Annotated in this window: 15 protein-coding genes, 1 tRNA gene and 3 pseudogenes; 9 read left to right on the top strand and 10 right to left on the bottom strand. The window is 60.6% G+C overall.

Going from position 1 to position 14,768, the window contains the following annotated elements; all coding sequences use genetic code 11:
• Positions 1-60: 60 nt before the first annotated feature.
• Both ASD12_RS35670 and ASD12_RS31095 read right to left on the bottom strand, forming a co-directional pair.
• Positions 61-228 (bottom strand): annotated as a pseudogene (locus tag ASD12_RS35670) (SOS response-associated peptidase family protein); the annotation flags it as partial.
• Positions 224-499: a hypothetical protein gene (locus tag ASD12_RS31095; RefSeq protein WP_156398684.1), complete on the bottom strand. Its 276-nt coding sequence runs from the start codon at positions 497-499 to the stop codon at positions 224-226. The pseudogene ASD12_RS35670 and the gene ASD12_RS31095, both read right to left, overlap by 5 nt.
• Positions 500-976: 477 nt before the next feature.
• Here ASD12_RS31095 and ASD12_RS33845 point away from each other — a divergent pair.
• Positions 977-1,207: pseudogene (locus tag ASD12_RS33845) on the top strand (Tn3 family transposase); the annotation flags it as partial.
• 694 nt (positions 1,208-1,901) lie between these two features.
• On the opposite strand, the gene ASD12_RS31090 reads toward ASD12_RS33845, so the two are convergent.
• Positions 1,902-2,813 carry a site-specific integrase gene (locus ASD12_RS31090; protein ID WP_244483025.1) on the bottom strand — a complete coding sequence of 304 codons (912 nt, stop codon included), beginning with the start codon at positions 2,811-2,813 and terminating at the stop codon, positions 1,902-1,904.
• Between the two features lie 260 nt (positions 2,814-3,073).
• On the opposite strand from ASD12_RS31090, the gene ASD12_RS31085 reads away from it, so the two are divergent.
• A complete protein-coding gene (locus ASD12_RS31085) occupies positions 3,074-3,370 on the top strand; it encodes a hypothetical protein (RefSeq protein ID WP_056595920.1) in 297 nt (98 codons plus the stop codon).
• Positions 3,360-3,953 (top strand): hypothetical protein, encoded by a 594-nt coding sequence (locus ASD12_RS31080; RefSeq protein WP_056595917.1) that lies wholly within the window; start codon positions 3,360-3,362, stop codon positions 3,951-3,953. Before ASD12_RS31085 ends, ASD12_RS31080 begins: the two co-directional genes overlap by 11 nt.
• A 532-nt stretch (positions 3,954-4,485) precedes the next feature.
• Here ASD12_RS31080 and ASD12_RS35005 read toward each other — a convergent pair.
• Together ASD12_RS35005 and ASD12_RS31075 are read right to left on the bottom strand one after the other, a co-directional pair.
• Positions 4,486-4,578, bottom strand: a pseudogene (locus ASD12_RS35005) (ATP-binding protein); the annotation flags it as partial.
• Between the two features lie 178 nt (positions 4,579-4,756).
• Positions 4,757-4,833, bottom strand: a tRNA-Met gene (locus tag ASD12_RS31075).
• Between the two features lie 240 nt (positions 4,834-5,073).
• Here ASD12_RS31075 and ASD12_RS31070 point away from each other — a divergent pair.
• Positions 5,074-6,033: a Gfo/Idh/MocA family oxidoreductase gene (locus ASD12_RS31070; protein ID WP_056595914.1), complete on the top strand. Its 960-nt coding sequence runs from the start codon at positions 5,074-5,076 to the stop codon at positions 6,031-6,033.
• 185 nt (positions 6,034-6,218) lie between these two features.
• Here the strand turns inward: ASD12_RS31070 and mnmA are convergent, their stop codons facing one another.
• Positions 6,219-7,409 (bottom strand): tRNA 2-thiouridine(34) synthase MnmA, encoded by a 1,191-nt coding sequence (mnmA, locus tag ASD12_RS31065; RefSeq protein WP_056595910.1) that lies wholly within the window; start codon positions 7,407-7,409, stop codon positions 6,219-6,221.
• A gap of 287 nt (positions 7,410-7,696) precedes the next feature.
• Here mnmA and ASD12_RS31060 point away from each other — a divergent pair, with 287 nt between their 5' ends.
• On the top strand, positions 7,697-7,972 hold the full coding sequence (locus ASD12_RS31060; protein ID WP_013529904.1) for a DUF1153 domain-containing protein: 276 nt from the start codon (positions 7,697-7,699) through the stop codon (positions 7,970-7,972).
• Between the two features lie 71 nt (positions 7,973-8,043).
• On the opposite strand, the gene ASD12_RS31055 is transcribed toward ASD12_RS31060, so the two are convergent.
• Positions 8,044-8,970, bottom strand: coding sequence for an NADP-dependent oxidoreductase (locus ASD12_RS31055; RefSeq protein WP_056595907.1), 927 nt, complete (start codon positions 8,968-8,970; stop codon positions 8,044-8,046).
• A 91-nt stretch (positions 8,971-9,061) separates the two neighbouring features.
• Between ASD12_RS31055 and ASD12_RS31050 the strand changes: the two genes are divergently transcribed.
• A complete protein-coding gene (locus ASD12_RS31050; RefSeq protein WP_023809911.1) occupies positions 9,062-9,460 on the top strand; it encodes a helix-turn-helix domain-containing protein in 399 nt (132 codons plus the stop codon).
• Between the two features lie 94 nt (positions 9,461-9,554).
• On the opposite strand, the gene ASD12_RS31045 is transcribed toward ASD12_RS31050, so the two are convergent.
• A complete protein-coding gene (locus ASD12_RS31045; protein ID WP_056595903.1) occupies positions 9,555-9,932 on the bottom strand; it encodes a hypothetical protein in 378 nt (125 codons plus the stop codon).
• A 451-nt stretch (positions 9,933-10,383) separates the two neighbouring features.
• On the opposite strand from ASD12_RS31045, the gene ctrA reads away from it, so the two are divergent.
• A complete protein-coding gene (gene ctrA / locus ASD12_RS31040) occupies positions 10,384-11,079 on the top strand; it encodes a cell cycle two-component system response regulator CtrA (RefSeq protein ID WP_006203583.1) in 696 nt (231 codons plus the stop codon).
• A 108-nt stretch (positions 11,080-11,187) separates the two neighbouring features.
• On the opposite strand, the gene ASD12_RS31035 is transcribed toward ctrA, so the two are convergent.
• Positions 11,188-11,592 (bottom strand): response regulator, encoded by a 405-nt coding sequence (locus ASD12_RS31035; RefSeq protein ID WP_056595900.1) that lies wholly within the window; start codon positions 11,590-11,592, stop codon positions 11,188-11,190.
• 237 nt (positions 11,593-11,829) lie between these two features.
• Positions 11,830-12,459 (bottom strand): histidine phosphotransferase family protein, encoded by a 630-nt coding sequence (locus ASD12_RS31030; protein WP_056595897.1) that lies wholly within the window; start codon positions 12,457-12,459, stop codon positions 11,830-11,832.
• Positions 12,460-12,848: 389 nt separating this feature from the next.
• Here ASD12_RS31030 and ASD12_RS31025 point away from each other — a divergent pair, with 389 nt between their 5' ends.
• Entirely contained in the window at positions 12,849-13,385 is a 537-nt protein-coding gene (locus ASD12_RS31025) for an EipA family protein (protein ID WP_244483028.1), read from the top strand.
• A 251-nt stretch (positions 13,386-13,636) separates the two neighbouring features.
• Positions 13,637-14,767 carry a hypothetical protein gene (locus ASD12_RS31020; protein WP_056595891.1) on the top strand — a complete coding sequence of 377 codons (1,131 nt, stop codon included), beginning with the start codon at positions 13,637-13,639 and terminating at the stop codon, positions 14,765-14,767.
• The last annotated feature ends 1 nt before the right edge of the window (position 14,768 follow it).

Genomic DNA, 14,768 nt, shown 5'->3' with positions numbered 1-14,768 from the left:
CTTGACCGCACTGCCTGGTGCCTCATTTCGAGACGAGCGCACTGAGAATTGTTTTTCACCGGGGCTGCCAACCTTGCTGTCGATCGGCATCGTCATCAACTCTGACGGAGAGGGCTTCATAAGGTCGCGCGGATCGGGCTCGGGACCGAGCCATCGCTTGTAATCGGACGGCGCAAGGATGACGGGCATACGATCATGGATAGTGGCCATCTGCTCGTTCGACTCACAGATGGGCGGCATCGCTCACTGCCGCCTCTTGATTCGACATCCGGGGTGTGGCGAAGGGATGAATATTCGAGCGGAGCGCCAGATGGCCGAGATTCGACCCGCCGAATACGGCCGTCGATCCGAATTTCATGTTCGCCGGGTTTGTAAGATGCTCGGCCTCTTCTCGCGAAAGGCCATAAAGCACTCCGCCGGAGAAACCCGCCGGGGTCTCGAAAAGCAGGTCATAGACCATCCAGTTGTCGGTCGGATCTTGTAAGGCAATGAACCTCATGCAGGCACGGCCTCTTAGCTGGCGAGGCACAAATTCGATGAAATCCAGTCTGTGCCGCCTTCTCCATTCGGTTAGTGGGCTTCGGCCATGGGGTGAACCTTTGGGCGTCAGGGGCGTCAGTCTAATTTCGAGCTTTTGCCTCTGACGTGCGGTTTCGCTGTTTAAACGCAAACCGACTTCTTTCTTTTTTTGCGACCGCGACCCCCAGCGTGTTCGCTGGAGAACTTTCGGGCAACTGCAAAATTGACTCCACGACCGAGGTGATCCGCAATTTGGTCATTGGACAGGTTCGATTCGCTTCCTGGAAGCAGGCGCGACCGAGGCCGAAATTGGTCTTAAGCGCTCACTCGCGGAGGCACCACGTTGTTGGCTGCCGAGCCAGACCGATGCAAGAAAGTCGCCAAGGCCATGTGTAGTTTCCCAGGTTGGGCTCGGCGCGCCTGATAGGACATAGCCGGTCGATCTGGATAGCCGGCCAACCTCGTCGTCAGCGCGATCGTACACTGGAACACGGTCTATATCGAACGGTCCATCACCCACTTGCGCAAAATGCATCGCGAGATTCCGGATCACCTGCTCAAGCACGTATCGCCGCTGAGCTGGGGACACATCAATCTGACCGGCATCTACACTTGGGATGCAGAACATCACATGCCTGAAGGCTTCCGGTTGCTCAGACTTCCTGCTCGGTTACGCCACGCGGCATGACGTTCATGCTCCGTTCGACCTTAGCGTGTCGCTGGGAGCAGTTCTTGTTCCGACCCCATATTGGCGCGGCGGCGAAATTCCCGTTGTGACGGCGGCACTGAGCTCGCGCAGTCCCCAGGGGGAGTCACCATCCTTTGCGACGGAGACGATCGGTTGTGTTTGTGATGCAGCCATGCCGCGCCGCCTCCGATGTCACTTCGATGATCGCCCCTACCAGGCTGACCAGCTAGACGCCCCACGGCCCCCCTTCCCTCCAACAAGGCATTCCGGGTCGACCGATTCTCGCGAGTGGCAACTCCACGGCTAGGATTTGTCGCTAGGCGTCCCACGCGATTTGACAGCAAATCAGCACAGTTTGGCACGTGGGCGTACTGTCCACGCGCACCTTCCTTCAGTGCGTCGAGGATGACGCAAGCAAGAGGCTCCTGCAGTCGCTGGGCAACTTCCCTCTGGGGCTAGTCCAAGTGTGGGCGAAGTATCCTGGAGCACGCATCGAGAAGCAAACTACTCGCACAACTCCCAGTCGAGCACGCACCACCCGCACTTTGAGTTCCCAGCTGGGAACCGCTCTTCAGTTGGAGGCTTGCACGGCACCAATAAACCTTAGACACCCATCAACCTGATGGCTGGGCCTGTGGCTTTCCAGTGGATTGGCGCGTCCAGAGTCACTTGCTGCTGGGGGGCGTACCGCACCCTACAATCCTGACGCCTTAGTTAGATTGACTCGAAAACGGTCACGCCGTCGCTGATACTTGCGCGTCATCTCCAGCGAGGCGTGGCCAAGCTGCCTTTGAACGTAACGCTCGTCGACCTCGGCCGACGAGGCAAGACCTGCACGCAAGGAATGGCCAGAAAACCTTTGGCCGTGCTCACCCTCGGAAAGATCCCCGCGCACGCCGGCGGCCAAGGCCGCGCGTTTGACCAGCCGCGCCACCTCCTGATCGTTGAGCCGCTCGGCTCCCACCGGTTTGCCTTCCCCGGTGACGCGGCGGAAGAGGGGGCCATGGCCTATCCTTGCCAGCTTCAGCCAGGTCTGCAGGGCGACGACCGGGCAGGTGGCGTCGGACGAGCCGCGACCAATCTCGACCTCGCGCCAGCCGGTCTTGCCCCGCAACGTAACCAGCACGCCCTTGTCCGCGAAAAATTCAATCCAGCCGCGACCGTCCTCGGTTTGATCGCGCGCAACATCAAGGCCGACGATTTCGGACCGGCGCAAGCCGCCGGCGAAGCCCACAAGCAGCATGGCACGGTCGCGCAGACCGCGCAGCGTGCCACGGTCGAGCGTTTCCAGCATGGCGACAAGATCGTCGCGCAGGATGGCTTCCTCTTGACGTGGAGGGGAGGCGTGTTTGTTGCGGATGCCGGCGAGCACGGTGGCGATATGCCGGTCCTTCCGGTCGAGCGGTTGACCGCGTTGCGTATAGTTCCACGTCAGCGACGACAGGCGGCGCTCAATGGTCGACACCGACTTTTTGTCCCTTGCCGATCCCGAGGCTTGTGCTGTGATGTAGAGGCCGACGATTTGTGGGTCCGGCGGCACCGGATCAAACGACCGGCGCCGGCACCAGGCGCTGCCGGTGGTCATTAAATCACGGGCAGTGCCCATCAAACTTTCGTCCGTTCTTATGTCGCAGCGCTGCGATTCTTGTCACCCAACGTGCAGCCAAAGCGCCCGATTGTCCACCGCGAGCTGCCTGACGGAATTGCTCCAAGATTTGCATCCGGTCGCCTACGACGACCGGCTGGGTCGGGCGACGTGCCCTGCCGGATCCAGTGATGACACTCTTTGGGCCTTCTTTCTGCGTGCCGATCCTTGCTTTCATGTTCAACACCATTTATGTTTCGTTCAACAGCGGAGAATCTAGGATGAGCATACGTGGCGCAACGGCAGCCGAAAGCGAGGAGCGGATCGCCCGCGCCCGGAACCGCCTTGTGCTTGAGCAGGCGAGGGCGGTCGGCCTTCTTGGCGCGGCTAAGAACACACGCCTCTCCGGCAGGGTGCCGTCGGAACTGATCGAGGCGGCAAAGAAACGCGCGCATGTGACCTCCGACACCGAGCTGCTTGAACTCGCCTTGTCGCGGCTTGCCATTGAGGACGATTTTGGCGCCCGGCTCGTCGGCCGCAAGGGCAGCATCCCCGCGGACATTGATCTTGGCGTTTGATCTAGGGAGCGCGCTGCGTTCCCTCAAGCCACAGCGGCGTACCGGAGGGCTGGAACGGCGGCCAGATTCCGCTCTGTCCTGGGCAGGGGACCAGCCGTCGGTCGGTGGTGCCCTGCTTCTCGACACGAGCGTCTATCTGGATGTCCTGCAGGGACGCACGCCCGAAGTGGTCGATGACCTTCTCACCTATCGGCTCTGCCACCACTCCGCCGTTTGTCTTGCCGAGCTTAGCCATGTGTTCGGCCGGCTCGACCCATTGCATCCCACGACGAAGTCGACCCTGAAAGTGGTTGCGGACACGATCGAAGATATCCCTTCGCACCGATTACATGCTCCCGACGCCACCGCCTGGGGACGCGCCGGTATGGTTGCCGGCCTGCTGTTCCGGCTGAACCGTCTGCCGAAAGGGGAGGGGCACGAACGCCGCTTTCTTAATGATGCGCTGATCTTTCACCAGGCCGGCTTGCTGGGGGCGACGGTCCTGACCGGCAACGTTCGGGATTTCGATTACCTCAACCAGCTTGTTCCGTCGGTACGTGTGATCTTCTACCGGCCGGTGACAGACTTGCGCCCGCAGGGTTGAAAGTGTCAGTGGCAGAATGCCCGTACACCGTAATCGTCGTCGCAGGAAAGTGTCAGCAGACCTGTTTCGAGACTGGCGGTCATTTGCTTTCAATCTACCGATACAGAAATGCTGACACTGCGTGCTGCAGAGCCGTAGTCTCATGAATTCCGGTTCATCCGTCCGCACCAGGAGCTTTCGATTTCGTCCGGAAGCCCGATTGAGGGATCGGAACAAGAACTGTTCCCGCAGACACGCTAAGACCGAACGAAGCGCGAACATGCGCATTGATCTGTAGATGAAGCCTCCGGGCCGGTTGAAAGCCTCCGGCCGATGGCGAACCACTTCCCTTGGAATTTGGTGTTCCGAGGGAGAACGCCAGTGGGTAGAAGAAAGCTTGTCTGTCAAACGGCTTCCAAAACTGACCCCCGATCGGCGTCCAATTTTGACCCCCTTATGTAATGCGCGGCGGTCAGCGTTCGCCCGGGCGGAGCTGGTTAGGGTTGCGCAGCCCGGGCGAGCGCGGATGGCGCTTGGGAGCTTGATGGGGTGATCAGGCGCGGTTCTTGAAGCGCCAGGATTCGTTTCCGGTCTCGATGATCTCGCAATGATGGGTGAGACGGTCGAGCAGCGCTGTCGTCAGCTTGTTCACAGCGTTACGGTGCACCCAAAACCTGCACGCGAAGGCTTCGAGATCGAGGTCAAGGGCAAGCTTGCCGCCCTTATTGGCGTAGCAGCATTCCCCACAGCACGGTATGCTGGAAAGCCCACCCCAATAGGCGGCCGCTGTGATGCGGCCATCGGACACGATAGTGGGTTTGAAGTGGTAGCGGGAGAGGGACTTGAACCCCCGACCCCAGGATTATGATTCCCGTGCTCTAACCAACTGAGCTACCCCGCCAGGGCGGCGAAAGGTCCGAAATCCGCCTCAAATCGAAAGGCATGTCGGGGGCGTTCGCCAAGGTCGCGCGGATATAAGGTTGGGAGGGTGAGCCTGTCAAGCTTCGAAGCAACCGGCTTGCCGGCTTATCGTCATTATCGAAAAGCTTTGCCGCGCGGACATTTGGTTGTTGCCGCCGGGGTTGAGTTCGAGGGGGCACGTCGCTATGTCTCGGCCACGAGTTTTTAGAGTTTGAAACAGATGAAGCCGCGCATTGCAGTCCTCGGTTGCGGATACTGGGGCAGCAACCACATCCGTACCCTCAAGGCGCTCGGCGCGCTGCACGCGGTCTCCGACACCAACCGGGCCCGTGCCGAAGGCTTCGCCAGCGAACAGGACTGCCTGGCGATCGAGCCGGACCAGTTGTTCGTCCGTGACGATATCGACGCCATCGTCATGGCACTGCCGCCGCAATTCCATGCCGACCTTGCCGTGCGCGCCGTCGAGGCAGGCAAGGACGTGCTGGTGGAAAAGCCGATCGCGCTGACGGTTGCCGACGCCGAGCGTGCGGTGCAGGCGGCCAAGGACAACGGCCGCGTCTTCATGGTCGGCCATGTCCTGCGGTTCCATCCTGCCTTCGAGACGCTGAAAGGGCTGATCGACAAGGGCGAACTCGGCGAAGTCCGCTACATCCACTCGCACCGGCTCGGCCTCGGCAAGTTCCACACCGAGAACGACGCGCTGTGGGACTTGGCGCCGCACGATCTGTCGATGATCCTGGCGATCACCGGCACAGAGCCGATCGAGGTGCGCGGCGAGGGTGCAGCGCTCCTCGACAATCTCAGCGACTTCGCACATCTGCATATGCGCTTTCCCAACGGCCTGCGCAGCCATCTTTTCACCTCGCGGCTCAATCCCTATCGCGAGCGGCGGCTGACCGTGGTCGGCACCAAGGCGATGGCGGTGTTCGACGATGTCGAGCCATGGGAACGCAAGCTTGCCGTCTACCGCCACGCGGTCTGGCAGGACAGCGGCCAATGGGCCTTCACCACCAATGAGCCGTCCTATGTCTCGGTTGCGCAGGGCATGCCGCTGACGCGCGAGTTGGAGCATTTTATCCAGTGCATCGAGACGCGCGCCGAGCCGCGCACCAGCGGCGAGGAAGCGATCAGGGTGCTGCGCATCCTGACCGCCGGCACGGTCACCCACACCAAATCCTGAGACTGTTTGGAAATTCTACTCCGGCGGCCATCTTGTGGCGTTTTCTGTGCTTCCCCGTTCTACTGCGTCGACGCAGTCGAACTGTGCTCACGGACCCAAATGTCCGCTCCGTTCCGGTTCTCGAAAACACCACTATATGACTCGCCAGAGCGAATTTCGAAACGGTCTCCGAGAGGGCGGAGCCCCTATTCGGCGGGAATCTGCGCCGGCCTTGCGGCAAGCCGGGTCAGCATGGCCTCGGCCTCGGCGCCACGCTCCGAACGCTCGATGAAGCCGCCGCCAAACACACGGGCTTCGTTGCCGTCGTCGGAGTAGAGCACGCAGGCTTGCCCGGGCGCGATGCCGGACTCGCCGTCGACCAGTTCCACCCATGTGGCGCCATTGCCGTGATGTAGCACGGCCGGACGCGGCGGTCGCGTCGAGCGGACCTTGGCGAACAGCTCCAGGCCGCCAGCAGGGACGTCTGTGAGCGATCCGTCGCCCAGCCAGTTCATGTTGCGCAGATAGATCTTGTGCGTCTCCAGCGCCTCGCGCGGGCCGACCACGACGCGAGCGCGGTCGGCATCGAGATGGACGACATAAAGCGGCTCGCCGGAAGCGATGCCGATGCCGCGGCGCTGGCCGACCGTATAGCGCAGTATGCCCTCATGGCGGCCGAGCACGCGGCCGTCGATGTGGACGATGTCGCCCGGATTGGCGGCGGTCGGCTTCAGCTTGGCGATGATGTCGGAATACTTGCCCTGCGGTACGAAGCAGATGTCCTGGCTGTCCTGCTTGGCGGCAACCGTCAGCCCCATCTCCTCGGCGATGGCGCGAACCTGCGGCTTCGACAGGCCGCCAAGCGGAAAGCGCAGATAATCGATCTGCGCCTGCGTGGTGGCGAACAGGAAATAGCTCTGGTCACGGTCGGCGTCGACTGGCCGGTAGAGCGCGCGGTGGGCGCCGTTAGCGCCGGAGCGGATATAGTGGCCGGTGGCCAGCGCGTCGGCGCCGAGTTCCTTGGCGGTAGCCAGGAGGTCGGCGAACTTTACCGTCTGGTTGCAGGAAACGCACGGGATCGGCGTTTCGCCGGCGACGTAGCTCTCGGCAAAGGGATCGATGACCGCCTTGCGGAAGCGCTCCTCGTAGTCGAGCACATAATGGGGGATGCCGAGCGTCTCGGAGACGCGGCGGGCATCGTCGATGTCCTGCCCGGCGCAGCATGAGCCGGCCCGGTGCGTCGCCGCGCCATGATCGTACAGCTGCAAGGTGACGCCGACGACATCATAGCCTTCGCGCTTCAGCAGGCCAGCGACGACCGATGAATCGACACCGCCCGACATGGCGACGACGATGCGGGTGTTTTCGGGACGTCCGGGAAGATCGAGGCTGTTCATGGTTCTTTCGTTCTGCACGGCGACTGAATGCCAATGAGGCGAATATAGGTCAAGCTTTGCGGCTACGCCAGCTTGCAGGGCCGATCGACAGGCAGCGACCGGTCCGTGAATGGGCGGATTTTCCGCGCGTCGCTGCCGCTTCCAGGCGGATGTTTCAAATGCCGGTGAAAAGACTAACGCGGCGTTCATGATCCTTACCTAGTCATTAGGGTCTGCTTAGGCAATTTTTAAAGCTGTGGCGGTAACGTGGCGGGGATTGGGTCTTTGAGTTTTTTGTAGAGAGTACGATGACCGATCTTGTTAGACCGAGAGTCAAATATGTTATCGGGCCTGACGGCAGCCCTCTTACGATTGCCGATCTGCCGCCGACGAATACGCGTCGCTGGGTTATCCGGCGCAAGGCGGAAGTGGTTGCGGCCGTGCGCGGCGGGCTTTTGAGCCTGGACGAGGCATGCCAACGCTACAAGCTCACCACCGAGGAATTCCTGTCCTGGCAGGCGTCGATCGACGAATATGGCCTTGCCGGGCTGCGCACGACGCGCATCCAGCAATATCGGCACTGACCGTTGCGAATCTAGTCGAAGGGCGCGGGTAACCCCGCGCCCTTCTGCTTTCACAGTCACTGTTCCAGCGCTCAGACCGACAGCACAACCTTGCCGACTGGCTTGGTGGCGAGGAAAGCGTGAGCAGCCCCCGCCTGGTCGAGCGGGAAGCTCTTCGCCACATGGACGGCGAGCTTTTTCGCATCGATCAACTTAGCCAGTTCCAGCAGGCCCTCCCTGTCGGGTACGACGGACATGCGCTCGACCCGGATGCCCTGCGCGCTGGCCCGCCCCCTGGTAGCGTCGCTGACATTGAGCAATGACACCAGCACGCCACCGCGCTTGAGCACCTTCAGTGAGCGTTCTGCATGCTCGCCGCCCAGTGGCTCCAGCACCAGATCGATGTCGCGAACCTGGTCGGTAAAATCGCCCTTGGTGTAGTCGATGACCTCGTCGGCGCCGAGGTTGCGGACGAAATCGAGCTTGGCCGGGCTGGCTGTGGCGACGACGTAAGCGCCGTGCGCCTTGGCGATCTGTACCGCGAGATGGCCGACGCCGCCGGCTGCGGCGTGAATCAGCACGCGCTGGCCCGATTTCAACCCGCCGTGGCGAACAAGCCCTTGCCAGGCGGTGAGGCCGGCCAGCGGCAAGGCGCCTGCCTCGAGGTGGCCCGCACGCTTCGGCTTCAGTACGATTTCATCGGCAGGAACCGCAGTTAGTTCGGCATAGGCCGCCGCCTGTTTGGGAAAGCGCGGCATGCCGAACACCTCGTCGCCGACCCGGAAGCCGGAAACTCCGGCGCCCAGCGCTTCGACAGTTCCCGAGATATCCCAACCCAGTATGAAAGGCGGCTCGCCGAGCAATGGGTAATAACCGGCTCGGACGGCGCCATCGACCGGATTGATGCCGGCCGCCTTGACGCGGACCAGCACTTCGCTGGCCTTTGGCGTTGGGTCGGGCCGATTGGCAATGACAAGGACGTCGGGTCCGCCGACGGAATTCTGAATAGCGGCACGCATTGCGATTTCTCCTGCTGGGTTGGGTGCCACTATCATTTGGATAGTAATAGTTTCTTGTCCAGTATGTACCTTTATGATATATACACACCTTATGGATAGTGAAGACGACTGTGGTTTCGGCTATGATGCTTTCCGGCGGACGTGCCCCTCGCACACCGTGCTGGAGATGCTGGCCAGCAAATGGGTCTATCTGGTGGTTTGCGCGTTGCGCAAAGGCCGTCTGCGCAATGGCGAGCTTGCCCGCAAGCTCGAGGGCATCACACCGAAGATGCTGACGCAGACGCTGCGCGTGCTCGAGCGCGACGGATTGGTGCGGCGCGAGATCTTTCCGGTCATCCCGCCGCGTGTCGAATACGAATTGACCGAACTCGGCCAGAACCTGGCGGGACTGCTTACCCAGATCAGATCATGGGCGGAGCAGCATGCACCGGACATCAAGGATGCCCGTGCTAGGGCAATTGCCGAAAGTGAAGGGGATTGGGCCGCCTAGGGCGGCTCTCAGTTTTCTTGGCGGCCTTCCACCAAGGCGGCCGAGATCATGCACTCGCCGGGTGACAAGCGCCAATGTCGCGGACAGGCCGGCTTCAGCCGATCATGGCGCTACGGCCGCCGACTTCGGCTTCGCGGATCTTGGTGTCGCGCGATTCCAGCATTTCCGCCTTGGAAAGCTCCGCTTCAGCTTCGCCGAGTAATGATTCGGCAGTGCTTCGCTGCTGCGCGAGGTCGCTTTGCGAATTTCTGAGGTTGTCGCGGCGCAAACGCGCCGCCTTGGCGAAGGTCGGATAGGCGAAATGGTTGATGTCGGTGATGCCGGCCTTCTTTTCTTCAGCGGTGATCTGAAGCTCCAGCTCGACGGCCATGCGTTCGAACTCGGCGATCATCATGTCGAGCTGCAGCAACTGCCGCCGCTTCTCATTCACCTGAAACTGTTTCAGCCGAACGAGGTTTTCACGTGACTTCATGATTCGTACTCCCGGAAACGCACACCCGCACTTATCGTCCAAACCACCTGGAAGAGCCCAGGCCGCACCCGTGTCCACCGGCTTTCCCCGAACTATGGGAAACAAAACCCTAAAGTTTTTTGCCGGCGGTAACCATTCGTTTACGGGCATTGTTAATCATACGGGTCAGGACTTAAGGCCGGGTAAAAATTCCGGCCGCCGATGCGGAAGCGACGTCGATGAGTCTCTGGAGTCACTTAGTCCAGATTGTTGATGTGTTACATTAGGATTTGGTTCTGAGATTCGTTATTAGATTCAAGAGGGTGTAGAAAGAGGTTAAAAAATCTGGTACCGTCATGGACGGGAAATTAGGTTTTGTTAACCATTTGATGGCAGCCTCTGTACAAGGGCAACCACTGCTCCGGGTCCGGACGGGTCGTGAAATGGTCCGGCAGCAGAAAAGGGGAATGAAATGCGTGTTCTGCTGATAGAAGATGACAGTGCAACCGCACAAAGCATCGAGCTGATGCTGAAATCGGAAAGTTTCAATGTCTACACGACCGATCTCGGTGAAGAGGGCGTCGATCTAGGCAAGCTCTACGATTACGACATCATCCTTCTCGATCTCAACCTGCCTGACATGTCGGGTTACGAGGTCTTGAGAACGCTTCGCCTTTCCAAGGTAAAGACGCCGATCCTTATCCTCTCCGGCATGGCCGGCATCGAGGACAAGGTGCGCGGCCTCGGCTTCGGCGCCGACGACTACATGACCAAGCCGTTCCACAAGGATGAGCTGGTTGCCCGCATTCATGCCATCGTGCGGCGCTCCAAGGGGCACGCCCAGTCGGTCATCACCACCGGCGACCTGGTGGTTAACCTCGATGCCAAGACCGTCGAAGTCGGCGGCCAGCGCGTGCATCTGACCGGCAAGGAATACCAGATGCTGGAGCTGCTCTCGCTGCGCAAGGGCACGACGCTGACCAAGGAAATGTTCCTCAACCACCTTTATGGCGGCATGGACGAGCCTGAGCTGAAGATCATCGACGTTTTCATCTGCAAGCTGCGCAAGAAGCTCGACGCGGCATCCGGCGGCCAGAATTACATCGAGACGGTCTGGGGTCGCGGCTATGTGCTGCGCGAACCGGAAGACATCCGCGTCAGCGCCTGAGCGACGGACATCGTCAGAACTTTTTTCAATAAAAACCCGGCTCTGGCCGGGTTTTTTGCATGATGGGCTGGTAACTATCTTTTTTACGCAATTCCGGAAGGTAGACCGTCATGCGCTTTTCCTGGAATTGCTCAACGCCGCCGAATCGGTTGCTATCTTCAAGGCGCGAAAACGTTCGAGCAGTTGCGGCCGGTTGAACGGCTTCAAGAGATAGCCCTGGGCGCCGGCGCGCTTGGCCCGCATGATCGAAGCGATATCGAGCTCGACCAGTGAAACCAGGATCTGCGGCCTTATCGGGCTCTCCATGGCGCGCACGCGACGGATGAGATCGACAGCCGGCACATCAGGCAAGGCGCCGTCGACGACGATGATGTCGGGCATGTCGGCGGCGCACATCTCCAGCGCGTCAAGTCCGCTGGCTGCCTCTATGACAATCATTTCGGAGCCGCCCAGGATGCGTTTTGCAACCTTCCTGATGACGCTTGAATCGTCGACGAACATGCAGCGTTTCATTTCCGGGTCCTCTTTGCCGTCTGGCAATCCGGTAGCGTCGGGGGCATCCAGTCGCACCATAGGCCAATCTGGTAAAGAAGCCGAAAAGGCGTTAGGTAAAATTTTTACAAAGATGGCGGCTGCTTGCTTTTATTCGCGAATGCTTCAACGCTGCCTGGGCGACCAAACGCATTTCATGTCGATGGGCCGCAATTACAGATTTCGATGCAAAAATACTTCGGCTTCTCGACTGCGCTATCAGGCTGCCGAAAGCACAATTTCTTCCGGCGTCGCGTGGATCGATATCGTCATGCCGGCTTCGCGCGCCAGAAGCAGCGTGTAATAGGGCTGCACGGAATGCGCGTCGATCGGTTCCTCCGGCTTGTGGCCGGAATGCAGTTCGAGGAATTTCGGCGGCACACGCAGCATCGGGCCAGCCGCTGCAAGCGCGAAACGCGGTTCGGTCTCGAGGTTTTCCAACGTCACCGAAAGCTTGCCGCCGCGCGGAATGGCGGCGTTGGCGACGAGGATCAGGTTGAGCAGCAGCTTGACCTTGTTCTTGGGCAGCAGCGCGCGGGTCCCGTTCCAGATCAGTTCCGGCTTTTCGTTCTTGAGGAAGGCGATGGCGACCGCTTCGGCATCGCCGGTATCGATCAGCATGCCGGCCGAGCCGGCGGCGCCGAAGGCGATGCGGGCGAACTGCAGGCGGGCCGAAGCGTTGCGGGCGCTCTGACGGATCAGCTTCATGGCGTCTTCGTCGGCGCCGCCTTCATCTAGCAGTTCGAGCCCGTTGTTGATCGCGCCGACCGGCGAGATGATGTCGTGGCAGACCCGGCTGCACAAAAGCGCTGCCAGATCGGGTGCGGAAAGGGTGAACAAATCGGCCATCGGCGAAAATCCCTGCAAAATTTCACTACTCATGGCCGAGCGATCGATCGTCGCCTGCCCACACGAATCACGCTCTCTCCTCGGGCTTTCTGAATACACAGCACCCGTGCGTGCAGCAACAAATCCAAAATTGTGGATGTGGCAAATGGCGTGTTCACGCAGGCCCCGACCCCACTTGTGCGACCCCAAACAGCCTTCGAACCGCCATGTTCATGTGGGAGTTTAATGGTTGAAAAAGGATTACGGCATAGTTTGCCCGTAACAGTTACCCTTAACGGCCGGCTAAAAGAGCCGTACGGGGTGCGAGGCGTCGGCGAAGGTGCTCCCTGACGGAGATTGGAAGCATGTTTTCCCGATACTACGACCGGAGCTTTCTCCGTGTCTTCTCAATGGCGGTCGCGCTCCTGGGCGTTCTCGTCTTCTCGACTTCAGCCCTGCGGGCCCAGGAATACACCGCTCAGGAGATTGTCGATTCCGGTCACAAGTTCTTCGGCGCTACATCAGGCGGGCTCGCCACCGTCGTCGAGAAGATCTTTGCTTCCTACGGCCTGCCCAACGGCTATCTGCTGGGCGAAGAGGGCTCGGGCGCGCTGATCGGCGGCCTGACCTACGGCGAAGGCACGCTCTACACCAAGAATGCCGGCGATCACAAAGTGTTCTGGCAAGGCCCGTCGCTCGGCTGGGATTTCGGCGGCGAAGGGTCACGGGTGATGATGCTAGTCTACAATCTCGACGATGTGGGCAGCCTCTACAACCGCTATGGCGGCGTAGCCGGTTCGGCCTATGTGGTGGCTGGTGTCGGCTTCAATGTGCTGAAGAACAACAATGTGATTTTGGTGCCGATCCGCACTGGTGTCGGTGCCCGGCTTGGCGTCAATCTCGGCTATTTGAAGCTTACCGAGCGCGCCACCTGGAATCCGTTCTGAGCTAAGGGTCTTTGGCTTATGCATGTCGTTCCCCCAAAACCGGGACCACTTTTGGGCGACATGCATTAAACCCGTCTCCTTGCGGCAAATCCTTGCCGCAGCGCTGGATTTCCGCCATGTCAACGTGGCACAGTCAAAAGCGCTCGACGCGCTTTTGTTTTGTCTTGCTGCATGTCGTTGCCCCAAAACCGGTTCCCACTTTTGGGCGACATGCATTGGTTTGATGGTTGCCGTCCACAACGGGTAGTCACTTGGTCCAGTCGGTCCTGTTCTTCGTCCTTGGCTTTCTCTGCGCCGGCTTTCTGGCGCTTATGGTGGCTCCGGCCATATGGCGCCGCGCCGTCGCCCTGACGCGCAGACGCATCGAAGGCTCGATCCCCCTGACGCAAACCGAGATCCAGGCGGACAAGGACCGCATCCGCGCCGAGTACGCCATGTCGACGCGCCGCCTCGAAATCAGCGTCAAGGCGTTGCGCGAGAAGGCCGCCGAACAACTCGTCGAGATCAATCGCGGTCGCGAGGCCCTGAAGGGGCTGGCGGTCGAGCGCATGGACAAGAACCATGCGCTGACCGAACTCGGCGCCAAGAACGAAGCGTTGCGCCAACGCGAGGGCGAGTTGCAGCAGCTTTCGGAGCGACTGAAGGAAACCGAACGCAAGCTGGAAAAGCGCGCGCTCGAGCTGGAGAAGCTCGAGCGCATGTATGACGACGCCAGTTTTTCCTCCAGCAGCCGGCAGATCGAACTCGTGGCGCGTGAATCCGAAATGCAGAAACTCGCCAGTGACATTGCGCTGCTGCGCGGTCAGCGCAAGGAAGCGGACAGGCGCGGCCAGGAGATCGCGGCCGAAAGCAAGGCAGCGCGCGACGCGCTGAAAGCCGAGAAGAAAAGGACCGCCGAGCTCGACAAGAAGGTCGAACGGCTGCTGGCCACGCTTGCCGATCGCGAGGACAAGCTCGACCGCCGTGAAAAGGAACTGGCGCGCATGCGCGAAAAATCGAAAGCTGGGGACAGCGCGCCGGCCTTGCGGCTGGTCGGCAAAGGCGACGAAACGGCCAAGAGCGACGACCTCGACAAGGCAATTGCCAAGCTCGACAGCGACCGTGAGCGGCTTGAGGCCAGGCTGACGGCGCTGGCGCGCGAGAACAAGCGGCTGAAGGCGGATGTCACCGCGCTGGCCGCGTCCAATCCCACGGACGGCAGCTCCGCCCTGCGCGAGCAGATGAGTGAACTCGCGGCGGAGGTCGTCCATCTGACGGCCAAGCTCGAGGGGCCTGGTTCACCGATCGCCAGGGCGCTGGCGTCACCTTCGGATGCACGCTCCGGCAACCGCAGTCTTGCCGACCGCGTGCGGGATTTGCAGAAGGCAGACGCGACAAGCTGAG

The organism is Mesorhizobium sp. Root102 (assembly GCF_001425625.1).
Lineage (GTDB): Bacteria > Pseudomonadota > Alphaproteobacteria > Rhizobiales > Rhizobiaceae > Mesorhizobium.
The sequence above is the reverse complement of the archived record's forward strand: the minus strand, read 5'-3'. Positions and strand labels throughout refer to the sequence as shown.

Bases quoted from the DNA above. Each gene is read 5' to 3' on its own strand.
- ASD12_RS31095 (WP_156398684.1), bottom strand. From the start codon at position 499: ATGAGGTTCATTGCCTTACAAGATCCGACCGACAACTGGATGGTCTAT.
- ASD12_RS31090 (WP_244483025.1), bottom strand. From the start codon at position 2,813: ATGGGCACTGCCCGTGATTTAATGACCACCGGCAGCGCCTGGTGCCGG.
- ASD12_RS31085 (WP_056595920.1), top strand. From the start codon at position 3,074: ATGAGCATACGTGGCGCAACGGCAGCCGAAAGCGAGGAGCGGATCGCC.
- ASD12_RS31070 (WP_056595914.1), top strand. From the start codon at position 5,074: ATGAAGCCGCGCATTGCAGTCCTCGGTTGCGGATACTGGGGCAGCAAC.
- mnmA (WP_056595910.1), bottom strand. From the start codon at position 7,409: ATGAACAGCCTCGATCTTCCCGGACGTCCCGAAAACACCCGCATCGTC.
- ASD12_RS31060 (WP_013529904.1), top strand. From the start codon at position 7,697: ATGACCGATCTTGTTAGACCGAGAGTCAAATATGTTATCGGGCCTGAC.
- ASD12_RS31055 (WP_056595907.1), bottom strand. From the start codon at position 8,970: ATGCGTGCCGCTATTCAGAATTCCGTCGGCGGACCCGACGTCCTTGTC.
- ASD12_RS31050 (WP_023809911.1), top strand. From the start codon at position 9,062: ATGGATAGTGAAGACGACTGTGGTTTCGGCTATGATGCTTTCCGGCGG.
- ASD12_RS31045 (WP_056595903.1), bottom strand. From the start codon at position 9,932: ATGAAGTCACGTGAAAACCTCGTTCGGCTGAAACAGTTTCAGGTGAAT.
- ctrA (WP_006203583.1), top strand. From the start codon at position 10,384: ATGCGTGTTCTGCTGATAGAAGATGACAGTGCAACCGCACAAAGCATC.
- ASD12_RS31035 (WP_056595900.1), bottom strand. From the start codon at position 11,592: ATGAAACGCTGCATGTTCGTCGACGATTCAAGCGTCATCAGGAAGGTT.
- ASD12_RS31030 (WP_056595897.1), bottom strand. From the start codon at position 12,459: ATGGCCGATTTGTTCACCCTTTCCGCACCCGATCTGGCAGCGCTTTTG.
- ASD12_RS31025 (WP_244483028.1), top strand. From the start codon at position 12,849: ATGGCGGTCGCGCTCCTGGGCGTTCTCGTCTTCTCGACTTCAGCCCTG.